Genomic DNA, 13719 nt, shown 5'->3' with positions numbered 1-13719 from the left:
GCTGGTGTCTGCCGTGTCTGATGCCAACACCACAGCTTTAGCCAAAGCCCTCAGCGAGAGCATGAGTGCCATCCACCAGCGGGGCTGGTGCGATGGCACAGGCGGCAACTTCAGCTGCGTGTTGGAGCGTCAGCCCATGCGCCTGCTGATGGCCCCAAGTGGAGTGCATAAAGGTGCTGTCCGCCCGCGCGATCTGATCCAGGTGGATGGCAGTGGATCGGTGCTGAGCGGCACCGGCAAGGCCAGCGCCGAAACGTCGCTGCACCTGGAAATCGTCCAAACCTGCGACGCCGGAGCCGTTCTGCACACCCACTCCCAGGCCGGCACTTTGCTCTCCCAGTGGGCCCTAGAGGCAGACGGTGGCAGTGCTCCGCGTGACGCCGGCCACCTGGAGCTCAGGGATCTGGAAATGCTCAAAGGGCTCGAGGGCGTGACCACCCATAAGTGCAGCGTGAGGGTGCCAGTGCTGGCCAACGACCAGAATCTGGAACGCCTTTCCGCGCGAGCCCGGCCAGACCTGATCTCCGCCCCCCATGGCCTACTGATCGCCGGCCATGGCCTCTACGCCTGGGGACGCAATCTAGGAAGCGCCATGCGCCATCTGGAAATCCTGGAGTTTCTGCTCGAGCAGCGCTGGCGGCAATTGCTGCTCAACGCCCTCACCCATCGGCTTCCCCACTGATGGCATCCAGCACGCCCGCCATGCCGATCACCCACGTCCTGCTCGACATCGAAGGCACCACCTGCCCGGTGAGTTTCGTTGCCGAGGTGCTGTTCCCCTATGCCAGCGCCAAGCTCGGCAGCTACCTACAAGCCAATGCCGATGAGCCAGAGGTCGCGAACCTGATCGCGGCCGTTGATCAGGCATGGGCCGATGATCCTCACGCTGAAGCGCAAGCGCTGCGGAGCGCTCAGGCTGCTGAAACGGCGAAAGCCGAAGCAGTGGTGCCTTATCTGCAGAGTCTGATCGCCCGTGATGTGAAGCTCACCCCGCTGAAGGATCTGCAGGGACGCATCTGGAGAGCGGGCTATGCCAGCGGCGAACTCGTGGCCCCACTGTTCAGCGATGTGCCAGCCGCACTGCAGCGCTGGCACCAGGCTGGGATCGTGCTGGCGGTCTATTCCTCCGGCTCTGTAGCGGCCCAACAGTTGCTCTACGGCCATAGCCAGGCCGGAGATCTACGGGGCTTGTTCAGCCACTGGTTCGACACCCGCACAGGGCCGAAACAGGAGAGCGCGAGCTACTCGGCCATCGCCTTGTTCCTGGGCTGCGCAGCGGAGCAGGTGCTGTTCATCAGCGACTCCCTAGCCGAACTGCAGGCTGCCCACGCGGCTGGCATGGCCGCACTGTTCAGTGACCGCCATGACAACCCAGGCCGCGACAGTGGCCCCTTTGAGAGGATCAGCGACTACACCCATCTCGACACCGCCGATGACACTCAACGAGCGTGATCGCGACATCCTGGCCATCAATCAGGCGATGCTTAACAGTGTGGCGGCGGGAGACTGGGCCACCTATGCCGGTTTCTGCAGCCCTGACCTGAGCTGTTTTGAAGCTGAGACCAATGGTCTTTTGGCGGAAGGCCTGGATTTTCATCGCTTCTACTTCGAGCTGCCCGCAGATCCAGACGCCACACCCGCTCCGGTCAACGTGACCATGGCGCGGCCACACCTGCGTTGGCTCTCCGATGACGCCGTGGTGCTGAGTTACACCCGGCTCACCCAGCGACTCTCAGGCGGCGACGCGATCACCGCCAGCTGCTGCGAAACCCGTATCTGGCAGCGGAGCAACAGCAGCTGGCAGCAGGTGCATGTGCATCGTTCCTGAAGCCTGACCAGCTCAGGGCATCCAGGCATGGTCACACTCGCGAAGGAGGCGTGAGGCTGAGCAGTCGTGACGGAGAGTCCGGATCGGGACTTTGTCTCGCACTGTTCCGGCGCCTTGGTTTGGTGGCTTGAGGACGACATCGAGCTTTGCCAACTGATGCAGCCGCGTCTTTGCGCCCCAGGGTGGCAACTGCGCATCTTCCACCGTCCCGAAACGATGCTGGCCGCACTGGAGAAGGGCGAACATCCCGACCTTCTCCTGCTCGATCGGCGACTACCCCGCCATGAGGGCACGCACGTGCTGCGTGATCTCCGCCTCGAGGGCCGAAACTTCCCGGTGTTGATGCTTTCAGGGCTGGACAGCCCTGCCGATCGCATCGTCGGACTGGAACAGGGCGCCCAGGACTACCTGGTGAAACCCTTTCATGCGCGCGAACTGCTGCTGCGCTGCGAGCAACTGCTACGGAGCGAACGCCGCGCGACCATCAGCCCCACCTCTGAGGAAGAAACGATCCACCTGGGAGATGTGCTCTTTCATCCCCATGAGGGCGTTCTTGAGCGGCCAGGAGCCGCGAACGTAACGCTGACCAGAGGCGAACGCATCCTGCTGCTGGCCCTCTGCCGTGCACCGGGTCGCGTCTTAACCCGAGAGCAGCTGGCCCATTCCAGCGGAAGCCTGATTTCCGTAAGCAGCAGCCGCAGCATCGACATGCGCCTCTCCAGGCTGCGCCGTCTCCTGGGCGTGGTGTCCCAAGGGGGACTGCGCATCGAAACAGTTCGTGCCCATGGCTACGCCCTGCAGATCAGCCCGAACGCTGCAGAGGGCCATCCCCCAAGCCAAACCCCATGAAACGGGCGATCATCCTCAGTGCAAAGGATCGTCGCCACCTGCTCCTGGCCTGCGTGATGGGGGGCGGCGGTGCCGCGATCGCCGCTCGCTTGCTGATCGCCTTGGTGCGGCTGGCAGGGTCTCACCGGGTTGAGGCAGAGGGGCCTCTGCTGGCGCTAAGCGCCGTCATCGGTGTAGGCGCAGGACTGATGCTTTTTCTGCAGCGCGAGCTGCTGCAGCCTCTCAATCAGCTGCTCAAAGCACTGCCTCGCCATGCCCTCGACCCACTGCCCCTGAGGCTCAACAGCGGCATCGCCCCGCTCCAACTGCTGCTGCGGCGCCTGAATGCACTCCTCGCAGAGCAGCGCCACAAGGCTGCGTTGCAGCAACAGCAATGCAACGACCTAGCCCACGACATTCGTGCTCCGCTGACGCGGCTCTTCCTCAGGGTGGCCGCCCTGCGTCAACAGGAGGCCCAGGATCGGAAGCTGCTGAATGGCCTTGAAGCCGACCTTGAGGCCCTCCGCGATCTGGATGCCGATCTGGGCGAGCTTGGCCAAACATCAACCCACCCCCTACGGCGCGAACGGGTGTTGCTAGAGGCGTGCGTCCGCCAGCTCGCCTGCAGTTATGCCCCCGCCGATGTGCTGGTGGAGATCGAACCATCACGCACCTTGCTGGTGGATCGTCGCTGGCTGCAGCGCACCCTGCACAACCTGATCGACAACGCCCTCGAATACGGCGGGCCGCCGGTGATGGTGCGTTGTACGAGCTCCTCCGCTGGGCTGGTGATTGTGGTGGAGGATGCAGGCCCAACAGGCAGGGTGGGCCTGCATCCAACCACCGCCCTCAAGTCATCCCACCAGGGGCGGGGATGGGCCATCGCCCGTGGGTTCTGCCGCAACCATGGGGGCACGATGCACATCAGCCACTCCCCCCAGGGCGGGATGCAGGTGAGGCTGAGCCTGCCGCAGAGCTGTCTGCTGGACGGGGGTGTATGAGCCATCCTCCTTCGAAACGCAGCGATCCAGCGGAGCTGGAGCAAAGGGTGGCCCACTGGCGGCAGCAAGGAGATCACTACACCCGTGCCGTTCTGCGAGAGATCGCTCAGCAGCGCGCCCAAAACAGCGCCGAAGCGATCGATCTACTCCTACAGCTGGGCGCCTGGAGCGAAGCACGCCGTGTCGTGCTCGGATGGCTGTTGGAGTGGCTGGGGGAGTTGCCACAAACCGGCCGGCCCGATCGCCAAGCCAGCGTGGAGCTTTGGCGATGCCTCGCCGATGTGAGCGAACGCAGCCATGACGATCAACTGCTGGAGCTGTTCTGGCAGGGGCTGGACAGGCTCCAACCAGCAAGAGCCCCAGCCGATGTGTTGCCGCTGCTGGGTGTACCGATTCTCAACGGAGCCGATCACCTTCAACAACTCGTCAACAGCCTTGATCTGCCGATTGAGACGCTCGCAATCGTGGATCAAAGCGGAGGACGGAATGATCCCGAGTCGCTGCGGCTGCGGCAACTGCTCCAAGACTTAGAAGCTCAGGGGCTGACCGGGGTAGGCCAAATCCGCATCGCTCGGCCCTTTGGCAATGCCGGAGTGGCGGCTGCCTGGAACCAGATTTTGCTGAGTTTCCCGCAAGCCAGCCTGGCCCTGCTGGTGAACCACGATGTGACCTTTCCGCCCGGTTTGCTGGCAGAGGCGCTGGCGCGTCTGGATCCAGCCCAGCCGCAATATCTGGGGCTGTTCCCCGGTGAGCGTGCCTTCTCCGCCTTTGCGCTCACGGCTTTGGCGTGGGATGCCGTAGGGCCCTTCGATGAGCGCTACTACCCCGCCTACTGCGAAGACCTCGACTACCGCGACCGCCTGCTGGCGACACCCAGCGTGCAACGGCTTGATGGCAGCTTCGCCCATACCCGGATGCTGCAGTGGAATCCACAACAGAGCTGCACCCTCACCGATGACCCTGCCTTGGCCCGAGCCAACGCCGCCAGTTTTCAGCTCAATCGGCTCTGGTATTCCTATCGCCAACGGGGACCCTGCAGTCGCTGGGTGACCTCGGGGTTATGGCGGCAGCGCTGGCTCAAACAATGGGACTGAGCCGCCGCAGCCCAGGACCATGCATAGGCTCCGGCCAGACAATGCCCGGATCAACAGCCCGTGGCCGAACCACAGCCATCGATCCGCAACCTGTTGCTGGATCCAGATCAGGGAGGAGCGGTTGGCCGCCTGCGCCGCGCTCGCGAGGCACTGCTACAAGCCGGCACGGCCCCAGACGTGATCGAGCAGATCGGACTGGAGAGCGCCACCCTCGCCTTGGGGCAGGCTCTCAGCCAAGCTGGCCTTGTGCAAGCTGCTCAGCGCTGCTGCGATCTAGCGGCAAGCTACGGCCCAGGCAGCACAAGCTCACCCCCCTCACTGGATGAGCTCAACCGCTGGGTCTATCCGCGCTCACTGCGCCGCTATCAGCTCGCCATCCTGAACAAACAACCACTGGATGTGGAGCTCGTCGGAGCCAGCTTTGAGCTGCGTGGTTGCCGAGCCGATCCCGACCGCAACCATCTGCTGCTGCAACGGCGCGATAACGCCTCACTGTGGTGGCTGTCATCCAATGAATGCGCCAACGGCTATCTGCTCTCGGCCTCCACGCTGAGGCCAGCAGACCACCCTGCCCCAGATCCTGATGGGTTCAACAACCAGGAGCCGGTGTTGGTGCGCGCCGGTAACAGCAACTTTGCGCACTTCCTGTGGAACGAACTCGATCCACTGCTGCGCCTGATCGATGCCGGCCAAAGCCTGGCCGTTGTGCAGGACACTGACACCGTTCTGAACCTGGCCCAGCTCGATGGCATCAGCCGAGTGGACCCGGCGCTACTGAGCAACCATCAGAGCGTTCGCTTGGGGGGAACGCTGGTCACGGGCAAGGCACGCCAAACCGTGATCGATGCCCTGGCTCGGGAGGTGGAGGGGGCTCTGCCCGTGCATCGTCCACAGCCATTGATCCTGCTGGGCGTGAGAGGTCCAGGACGACGTGAACTACGCAATGAGGTGACGCTCATGCAGGCCCTGATCGATGCGATCACGCAGCATTTCCACCGCCCCTTGATCCTGCTGGATGGCTTCACCTACCAACACAACAACCACCAACACCCCCTGAGCCAAGAACGCGAGCAAGCCTGCCAAACAAGGCTGAAGCAGATCCTTCAGCACTGCAGAGCGGCACAACTGGAAAACCTCTGCGGCCTGGGCTTTGCCAGCTGGCTGCAACGCACCGAGGGTGTGCGTTTTTATGTGAGCCACGAAGGCACGATGCAACACAAGCTCGGCTGGCTCAGGCCCGAGATCCCTGGTCTCTGTCTGGTGGGCTCCTCGCGAGCCGAGGCCATCGCCCTCTGGCATCGGCAGCAATGCGAAGGAGCAGGCACCCTCGCAACCTTGCCGATCGAGCTGTATCAGCAAGATCCGATCGAGCAACCCCATGACCAAGAACAGGAGCGGAATCAGCCCTTTGAAATTCGAGATATCGCACGCGCAGTTGCCCTAACGATGCATGAGATCACAACCCAACTGGAGCTACCAGAACAATCAGGCATACCTGCCGCAGATCAAAGCGAATGACGCAGCAGCACGCAGCAGCAGAGAGCCAAGAGCAGCAGACTTTTCTAGGTTGATACCGCAGAGATAGGAGCAGGAAAATTACCGTGGCACCACAACTTTTTTATATCTACGGCTACTACGGCTCCAAGAATGCAGGCGATGAAGCCTTCCGGCTTGCCTTCCAGTCATTACTCCCATCAGGAACAGAGCTGCGGTTCATCCGCCCCTCTCAACTGGCCGAGGACAAAAACCTGGCCAGCCAGATCCAACAAGACACCAGCGACGGACGTGCACGCCTAATCGTAGGTGGGGGAGCCATCATCGGAGAGCCCTACTTTTGGGAGAACCTACCCGAGGGCACGCCCTTTCACATCATCAGCGCTGACATCGGATCCCAGGACAATCTGCTCAAAAAATACGTTTCAAGCTTGAAATGGATGCAGGCTTCCTGGATCCGCAGCGAAAGCGATACCGAACAACTCAGACAGCTGGCTCCTTGGCAATCAGAGATTCACCACCTACCCGACATTGTTTTTGCCCTGGAACCCAACCCCAGAGAGAGGCAGACCATCGCGGCAATGCCTCAAAACACTCGCAACCAACGCCTCCTAGAACTCATGGGCGAGCATTGCGAAAACACCATGCCAGCAAGCCAATTAAGGAACAAGAATATTGCAATCTTTTTATCCGACCACTATTACGACTATAAAACGATTCAAAGCTCCTGCATCCTCGACGGGATCGAACGAGAAGCAAGCGACAAAACCTACCTCCGCAACCTCAGACAGGCACTCGACGAAATCACCCCCTACTACAACCTCTACCTATTCAGCCTCAGCTACTGGTACAACTCAATTGATGCTTTTGTGGGCTACCAACTAGCAAAGAACTCCAGGCAGGCTCCGCTCTACAACATTGCAACACACTATATCGAGCCCCAGAAGATCATCAATCTGATGCCCTACTTCGATGCGGCTCTCTCCATGAAGTTTCACGGCCTGATCATGCCAATGACAGCCAATATACCCGTCATGAATCTCGGAAACTCCAAGAAAAATCTAGATCTCACCAAGCAAATGAACCTTGCCTCCATTCCACCAGAAACGTTCACACTGGCAACATTTCTAGACGCCCTGAAGCAAGTGGAATCAGCAGAGTACGCCACCTCACTGGCCGAAACCCGACGTCTCGCCCACGACGATATCCACATTGCCTTCTCCAAGCCAGGCTTATGGGACTAAGCAGGCAGAGAAACGAAGGCGGCATCATTATCAATCAGGCAGCGCAGATCAGCAGCGGGTAGTGCCAGAACACAGGTACGGCAATCGAACAGGTTGAAATAGATCTGCACCATACCATCGTGCACCAACACCGAACTCACATAACAAACCCCCTGATTCTTACGAAAACCCAAGTCCGACCCAAGAGCCTGTGCATTCACCGACAAAATAGGCTCACGACTGACCCGCAAGGGCAGCAAGGTATCAGCCGAGAGAACGAGTAAATACTGGTCATAGATATACGTGCCATGACGACGGCGATGCACAACCAGCCCTAGCTGGCTCTCGCCATTGCAATCAGGCAAAGGGAAGGGGTGAGCGCTGTTGCGCAATGGGCCCTGAATGGAATCAGGCAAACCAAGCGGAATGTCATGTGCCAGTCGCCAGTGGCGGAGATCATGCCCACCCTCAAACACCTGCCATGGCTGAATGGAATACAGCAACGCCAGCTTCTGGCGCCACGGGCAGAGGAGCCAGTTCTTCTCAAAGCCACGGGGGAGCTCCAACTCAGGCTGTTCAGGATCAGGTAAACGATGCAATACCGGCAACTGCTCGAAGCGCAGATCACCTCGCTCGAGATCAAGACGTCCCAAGGACTGGACCACCAGCATATCGTCGATCGTGTTATTCGCAGCGGCTTCACTGGAGAGTTCAGGCAACCAGCTGCGATAGCGCGCTCGCGACAGAATCAGAGCCACAATGGCATAGATATGATCGTCAATAGCAAACAAGCGCAGATCTTCAATCTTGCATTCGCTCGGGTATCCGCTATAGGTCAGTGGCGTGATTCTCAGTTTGCCCCCGGCACCTAATCCGGCAGACCCGCCTGGCTCCCAGGCCAGAAAGTTCAGGGACGGATGACGCGCAACATCCCCACTACGCCCCGACCAGCTATCAAAATTGCGCTCATAACGCCAAGTGGACAGCACCCCTTGAGGCGTGACGAGCACGGACTGATTCATCACCCCAGAAGGCCCATGACCCGATAGTCCGCTTGAGCGGGCGTAATGATCGGAAAACCGGTGGCAGGGGGTGAGCGCGAGCACGGTGTGCCCGGCCTGCACCAGCAAACCTTCCACAAGACAGTCTGCCGGCGTGGTGGGTAGAGGCGCTGACAGCCCCCGCCCCGCATCCAGCAAGGGCGACCGGGCCGACAACTCCGCAGCCTGATGCTGAAAAGCATGTTCACCGAGCCGGTAATCAGCCGAATCACGAAACACCAACGTCGACAAACTGTCCAGCAGCGGCGCGAACCAAAGGCGAGCCGAAACCAAATCGGACACCTGCGTCAAAAGCCCAGGCGTCAGCACCAGATAAGGCTCCAAACTGCGGTTCAGCGAGAAGGGAACAGGCTTGCCACCATCGAAATAGGTGGAACAGCTCTGCATGCCCTCCCTGGCCAGGGAGACCTTGCGCGTCCCCAAAGGGGCGCAGATCACCATCTCCGGATCCGTGCACCACTGCGCCAGCAACGGGAGCACCTCCGCCACCAGCGAACAAAGCCGCTTGAGTCCCACGATGCCGATGTGGGAATGCGGAGCCAGCAAATAAGCCTGACGCGCGCATGACGAGCTGGTGTCATCTGGCCGAAACCACCACAGATGATCCACCACGGCTTCGAGCCCAGTGAAGGCCGAACTAACAGACGGCACAGGCTCGATCGAGGTCTCTGCAGCTAAAGCGAAGTAAGCCGCAAGATGACGACCGAAGCTGTGCCGTTCCACCTGGCGCGACTCCGCCAGGCGTGCGGTGGCATGCAGCGCCTCCGACTCCAACAGCTCACGATCCAGGCCATGCCGCAGCCAGAAATCCTGACTGCGTCGATCCTCCAATCCCTGCAGCGAGCAGAGGAAGCGATAGCGCAGCAGCAGTTCCGTGACCGCCTTCATCAAGGCTGACTGATGCTGCAATAACACGATTGCCTTGTAGTAAGCGATCGCCAACGCTTCACCTAGGCCCGCGCGTGCTTCCTGATCCAGAGCTGCACGGTCAAGCGTTTGCAAACCCTGCTCCAGCACCTCTGCAGCCACGCCTGCGAAGCGATCCGAAACACCAATCAGCCCAACAAGATCAAAACCAAGCGGCGCCAGGGGCTCCCCTGAATACTCCATCACTGGGCAGGCATCAAGGTGAAGCGGAAGTCGCGCCAGACCCGCCCATGTTCAGAACCGAACGTCAGATCTGGCCTGCTGGGCAGGAGGTCAAGCAGATCCCCATGCTGCCGGACGCGAACAGGTTGTCGATCAAGCTGCCGCTGAAGTGCCGCATAAAGATCTGCACTGAAACCGGGTTCAGCCAGGCCCCGAATTCGCCATCTGAGCAGATCAACCAAAGACTCAAAGGAAGCCAATCGCTCTGGCAGCCATTCCGACTGCTGCTCGAGCAAAACCATCAGAATCCGAATCATCTTACGACGCTCTTTATCGACAAAACGCAGCACGCTGGCCACCACCTCTTCACCGCTATGGGGGATTGCATCTGGGTGAACCAGATCAAAAACACGCAAATCATTGGCCTGGCACAACTCAGGAGCAAACCGCACCAGAACGGCCGCGATCAGGTGATAGGTCGCCGCGAGCACAAGCACCTGATGCTCCCGCGTCTCTGACGCCGCCAGAAGCATTGCCTGACAGGAAAAATCGATCCAATCGCGTCGACGCAGGCAAGCGACACTCAGCCAGTAGCGGAACCAAGGATCAGCTGGCTTCAGCGCTAAGGCTTTGGCGAAGGCTGCATAGCCGCTGGCCCCTTCCATCTCGGCCAAAAGGCCCTGAAGCGCCTGAGTCCAGGCTCCGTCAGGCTCCAGGGTTTGCAACTGCGCCTGGGCTCTGCGAAGACCCTCTGCATCCCCGGAGCGATGAGCCTCGAGCCCCCGCTGCAGCAGCTCATCTTGAGCATCAGGGGGGCACGCTTGCATAAGCGGCTGCTCAAACAGCCCATCCAGATCGGACAACAAAAGGCCACCCCCCAAGGCCTCGATCACAGCAATCAAGGCCTGCCAGCGATCGGGATCTTCTGGGTGCTGAAGCACAGCAAGCCGCAGTCTATGGAGATCAGCTGAAGACTCCATGATCAACGCAGAAAGTCAGCCACGAACACACCTGGCAAATCACCACCCAACACGCCACATTTCCAACTACTGATCAGATGCATCATCACAGCCGAAAACCCAATCATCGAGGCCAGATCTAGAATCTGCCACCCAGGAATCTGATAAACCAGCGATCCACGCGTAGGCCGGATTGGATCACCATGGTATTCGGGTTCTCCACGGAACAATGCCATCTGTTGTGCACCCCTGAATTCCGCCTTGATGATGTTCTCCTGCTGACCAAATGCCATCGGGAACGTGGCCAGCAATCTGCCGCCGGGCCTGAGCACCCGATAGACCTCCTCAAGTGCACGCGGCAAGTCGTAAACATGCTCAAAGACATCATTACAGATCACCAGATCAAAACGATGCGAGGAATAGGTGAGTGCACACAGATTCTGATGATTGCCCACCCCAACCGGAACAATCTCTGCATCTTGAAGGAAGTCACTCACCTCAAGATTCCGGATGTGATGGCGACGCAACCAGGCCACAAATCCCGTAGACGTTTCCGGCAGATAGATGTGCTGATCGCGAAGGCTCGCCAAGCTTTCACCCACGTGCTCCAACACACGGGTAATGGCCCGGTGTCGCGACAGACAGCCCCCAGCCAGTAGCGATTCGCGCAGGTTGTCCCGGCTGATCCGTATCCCACGGGGCTCGATCTGTACACCGCTCAGCGGCTCCAGCAAGCCAAGCAGTGCTACGCACGTGGAGGCATCGTGCCGATGCCTCCCCCATTGCATCAGCGCTGGCAACTGAACGGAAAAGGCGTCGAAGCTGGTGAAGACCTGATGGTCGTCATGGATCCGCAGCAGCTCCTTGCGCAGTTTGGGCTCTGATCCCAAAGAGGTTGGAGACGTTGACACAGCCATAGCTCCAGCGTGAGCAGCGTCGGACGCTCACAAGCGGGCCTGGTGCTGGTGCTCAGCAGATCCGCCGCCAGCGATCCGCACGACGCTGCCCCGACCGCCAATGCCTGCTGCAGGCCTGATCGATGCCCAAGCGGGCGTGGATCGCAGGACCGATGGCCACGCAGGCGGCGCCATAGCGTTCGCGAGCGGCATGGCAAAGCGGCAGGTCGTAGACCCCAGCTGCCGTGAGCAAGACGGTGAATGGACGCTCTCGAACCATCGCGCCCACCGACTCCAGACAAGCCTCCAGGCTGGCTTCAAAGCCCTGGTGGGGTCGACGGGGATAGAGAGAATCCGGTGGGACCAACGTGCGCAGGCCGTAGGGAGCAATAGGCAGATCGAGAAACAATTGGAAGGCACGCCCACTGCGGTGCTGCTCCTCCGCCAGGGCTGCCAACGGGCTGATCAACAGCACCTCTTGGCCTGCCAGCAGGTCGTACACGGCTTGATCCTCGGGCCAGGCCACAAGATCCGGCAGGCCGCCCCACCCCTGAGCCAAGCCCTGCAGCACCGCCCACCAGGAGCCGATCGGCGGCTGGGAATCCAGCAGCAGTTCACTGTCACTGAGAAGCGTCAGGCTGCTGTGCGCCCAGGCCTGAAAGCTGCTGTCCGGGGCTGTATTGCTGCCGTAGAAGCCCTCCTCCAGCTGGAGCGCGCAGAGCGTCTCCAAGGCATCGCCGCGATCGCCGGCCGCGCAAGCGGCTCGCTGTTGCAGAAACACCGGGTCGTGATGGCGGCGTCGGATCTCGGCCAGGGCTGGCCCCACCTCTGGGCGTGCCTGCAACCAGCAGCGCAACCCCGCCAGCTGCAGCGCTGAAGGCTGAACCAGGCAGCACCCCGCCCCCAGCCGGGCTGGAGGCCACTGGGCCGGATGCTGCTGGGCGTCAAGCCTGCCGGGCCCACCCCAGTGCTGCCACTGCTCCTGAGCCAGCGCCAGCTGCCGACACTCGCTGGCGCTGAGCGCACCACCGGCAGCCCAGAAATGGCTGAGCGAACTGAGCAGGGTTGCGATGGAATGCCGCTGCTGCCAGAGCCGGCCCGAGGGGATCTGCAACAGGGGCTCAAAGAAAGATGCCATCACCTGCTCCACCAGCGCAGGATGACCGGGCGACGGCGGCAGCACCGCCGCCAGATTGAGGGCCAGCTGGCCGTGGCCATGGGGGAGGGGTCTAGCCCCTGGAATCCACACCAGCTCGAGCGCAACAGGTGAGCGCTGGGCTGGGTGGTCTTCCAGCCACTCACGCACCAGCACCCGGATCTCCGGCGGAGCAATGACAGCCCCCCTCTCCAGGCCAAGGGATTCGCGCACTGCCAGGGGCTGGCGAGCCGCCGCCGCCAGGGTCAGACAGCCACGGACCACGGCCAGCGACTCCCGCACAGCAGCCTGGCGCTCCGAGCCGTTCACAACAGCAGGCAGCAGCGTGAGTGACTCCAGCAAGGCCTGCAGATCGGCGCGGGGATGGCTGCTCTGCGGCAGATCTGCCAGCAAACTGATGACGGACTGCTCCAGGCAGACGGCCAACCAATCGGGTTGTGTTGGCTGGCGTTGCCGCCAACGCAACAGCAAGGCCAGTCCATCCCGGCGGCAGGCAGCGCTCGCTTGCTGCAACAAAGCCAGCCCCCCACGCCGCAGCAGCCCCTCCTCCACCACCTCGTACCAACTGGGGAGCGGTCGATCGAGGTCGCGGATCTGCTGCAAGAGCTCCGCCGCAATGCCGTGGACCTGTGCGTTGTCGAGTGGAGATGCCGGCGGCCGCCACTGCCGGTGGGTGAGGGCCTGATCCAAGCGAGCGAGAACCTGAATCAGTCCATCCAGCAAGCCATCCAGCCCCGTGGAGGCTGGTCGCAGCCCCTGCAGCTCGTGATGGTGCGCCACGGCTGCCTGCCACTGCGCACGCCCTTGTTGCCAGGCACCGGTTTCAAAGCTGCCGCACGCCTGGCGCAGCTCGCCCTCCCATAGGGCGGCCAACAGGGCTGCCCGGCAACTCTCGGACTCTGCTCTTGCCCCGCTGGGCAGGAGCTCCAGCAAGGCCGCCAACAGTTCCAGCTGGGCCGCTGGCAAGAGCGGCAATGCCAGCAAAGCTTCGAGTGACAGCCAGACCCCGGCGCGGGCTGTGCCGTCAGCACACTGGTGCCGCACCGGTTCTACACCCTTCATCGCGCGCTCCTGCATCAGAAGGGCCCAA

13 protein-coding genes are annotated in these 13719 nt (G+C 61.3%); 9 read left to right on the top strand and 4 right to left on the bottom strand.

Annotated features, from left to right (window positions below; all coding sequences use genetic code 11):
- Nucleotides 1-13 precede the first annotated feature (13 nt).
- The 8 genes from mtnB (at nt 14) to KJJ24_RS13710 (ending at nt 7489) form a co-directional block, all read left to right on the top strand.
- Nucleotides 14-682 carry a methylthioribulose 1-phosphate dehydratase gene (gene mtnB, locus KJJ24_RS13745; RefSeq protein ID WP_250545035.1) on the top strand — a complete coding sequence of 223 codons (669 nt, stop codon included), beginning with the start codon at nt 14-16 and terminating at the stop codon, nt 680-682.
- Complete coding sequence (gene mtnC / locus KJJ24_RS13740) at nt 682-1452, top strand: acireductone synthase (protein ID WP_250544797.1); 771 nt, start codon at nt 682-684, stop codon at nt 1450-1452. Before mtnB ends, mtnC begins: the two co-directional genes overlap by 1 nt.
- Nucleotides 1433-1828 carry a DUF4440 domain-containing protein gene (locus KJJ24_RS13735; RefSeq protein ID WP_214339557.1) on the top strand — a complete coding sequence of 132 codons (396 nt, stop codon included), beginning with the start codon at nt 1433-1435 and terminating at the stop codon, nt 1826-1828. Before mtnC ends, KJJ24_RS13735 begins: the two co-directional genes overlap by 20 nt.
- A 156-nt stretch (nt 1829-1984) precedes the next feature.
- A complete protein-coding gene (locus KJJ24_RS13730; RefSeq protein ID WP_214339555.1) occupies nt 1985-2677 on the top strand; it encodes a response regulator transcription factor in 693 nt (230 codons plus the stop codon).
- Nucleotides 2674-3657, top strand: coding sequence for a HAMP domain-containing sensor histidine kinase (locus KJJ24_RS13725; RefSeq protein ID WP_214339554.1), 984 nt, complete (start codon nt 2674-2676; stop codon nt 3655-3657). The genes KJJ24_RS13730 and KJJ24_RS13725 overlap by 4 nt, the downstream gene beginning before the upstream one ends.
- Entirely contained in the window at nt 3654-4751 is a 1098-nt protein-coding gene (locus KJJ24_RS13720; protein WP_214339552.1) for a glycosyltransferase family 2 protein, read from the top strand. The genes KJJ24_RS13725 and KJJ24_RS13720 overlap by 4 nt, the downstream gene beginning before the upstream one ends.
- A gap of 60 nt (nt 4752-4811) precedes the next feature.
- On the top strand, nt 4812-6269 hold the full coding sequence (locus KJJ24_RS13715) for a hypothetical protein (RefSeq protein WP_214339550.1): 1458 nt from the start codon (nt 4812-4814) through the stop codon (nt 6267-6269).
- Between the two features lie 83 nt (nt 6270-6352).
- Complete coding sequence (locus tag KJJ24_RS13710) at nt 6353-7489, top strand: hypothetical protein (RefSeq protein WP_214339548.1); 1137 nt, start codon at nt 6353-6355, stop codon at nt 7487-7489.
- Here the strand turns inward: KJJ24_RS13710 and KJJ24_RS13705 are convergent.
- Together KJJ24_RS13705 and KJJ24_RS13700 are read right to left on the bottom strand one after the other, a co-directional pair.
- Entirely contained in the window at nt 7486-9558 is a 2073-nt protein-coding gene (locus tag KJJ24_RS13705) for a hypothetical protein (RefSeq protein ID WP_214339546.1), read from the bottom strand. The two genes, KJJ24_RS13710 and KJJ24_RS13705, sit on opposite strands and share 4 nt — an antisense overlap.
- Nucleotides 9559-9638: 80 nt before the next feature.
- Entirely contained in the window at nt 9639-10151 is a 513-nt protein-coding gene (locus tag KJJ24_RS13700) for a hypothetical protein (protein WP_214339544.1), read from the bottom strand.
- A gap of 234 nt (nt 10152-10385) precedes the next feature.
- Here KJJ24_RS13700 and KJJ24_RS13695 point away from each other — a divergent pair, with 234 nt between their 5' ends.
- Complete coding sequence (locus KJJ24_RS13695) at nt 10386-10589, top strand: hypothetical protein (RefSeq protein ID WP_214339542.1); 204 nt, start codon at nt 10386-10388, stop codon at nt 10587-10589.
- A gap of 11 nt (nt 10590-10600) precedes the next feature.
- Here the strand turns inward: KJJ24_RS13695 and KJJ24_RS13690 are convergent, their stop codons facing one another.
- The gene (locus KJJ24_RS13690) at nt 10601-11311 is read right to left on the bottom strand and encodes a class I SAM-dependent methyltransferase (protein ID WP_214339541.1); all 711 of its coding nucleotides are present in this window, start codon (nt 11309-11311) and stop codon (nt 10601-10603) included.
- A 235-nt stretch (nt 11312-11546) separates the two neighbouring features.
- The gene (locus tag KJJ24_RS13685; RefSeq protein WP_214339540.1) at nt 11547-13706 is read right to left on the bottom strand and encodes a hypothetical protein; all 2160 of its coding nucleotides are present in this window, start codon (nt 13704-13706) and stop codon (nt 11547-11549) included.
- Between the last annotated feature and the right edge of the window lie 13 nt (nt 13707-13719).

This window comes from Synechococcus sp. LA31 (assembly GCF_018502385.1).
GTDB lineage: Bacteria > Cyanobacteriota > Cyanobacteriia > PCC-6307 > Cyanobiaceae > Vulcanococcus.
Note: the sequence above shows the minus strand (reverse complement) of the source record. Positions and strands in the feature narration are given on the sequence as shown.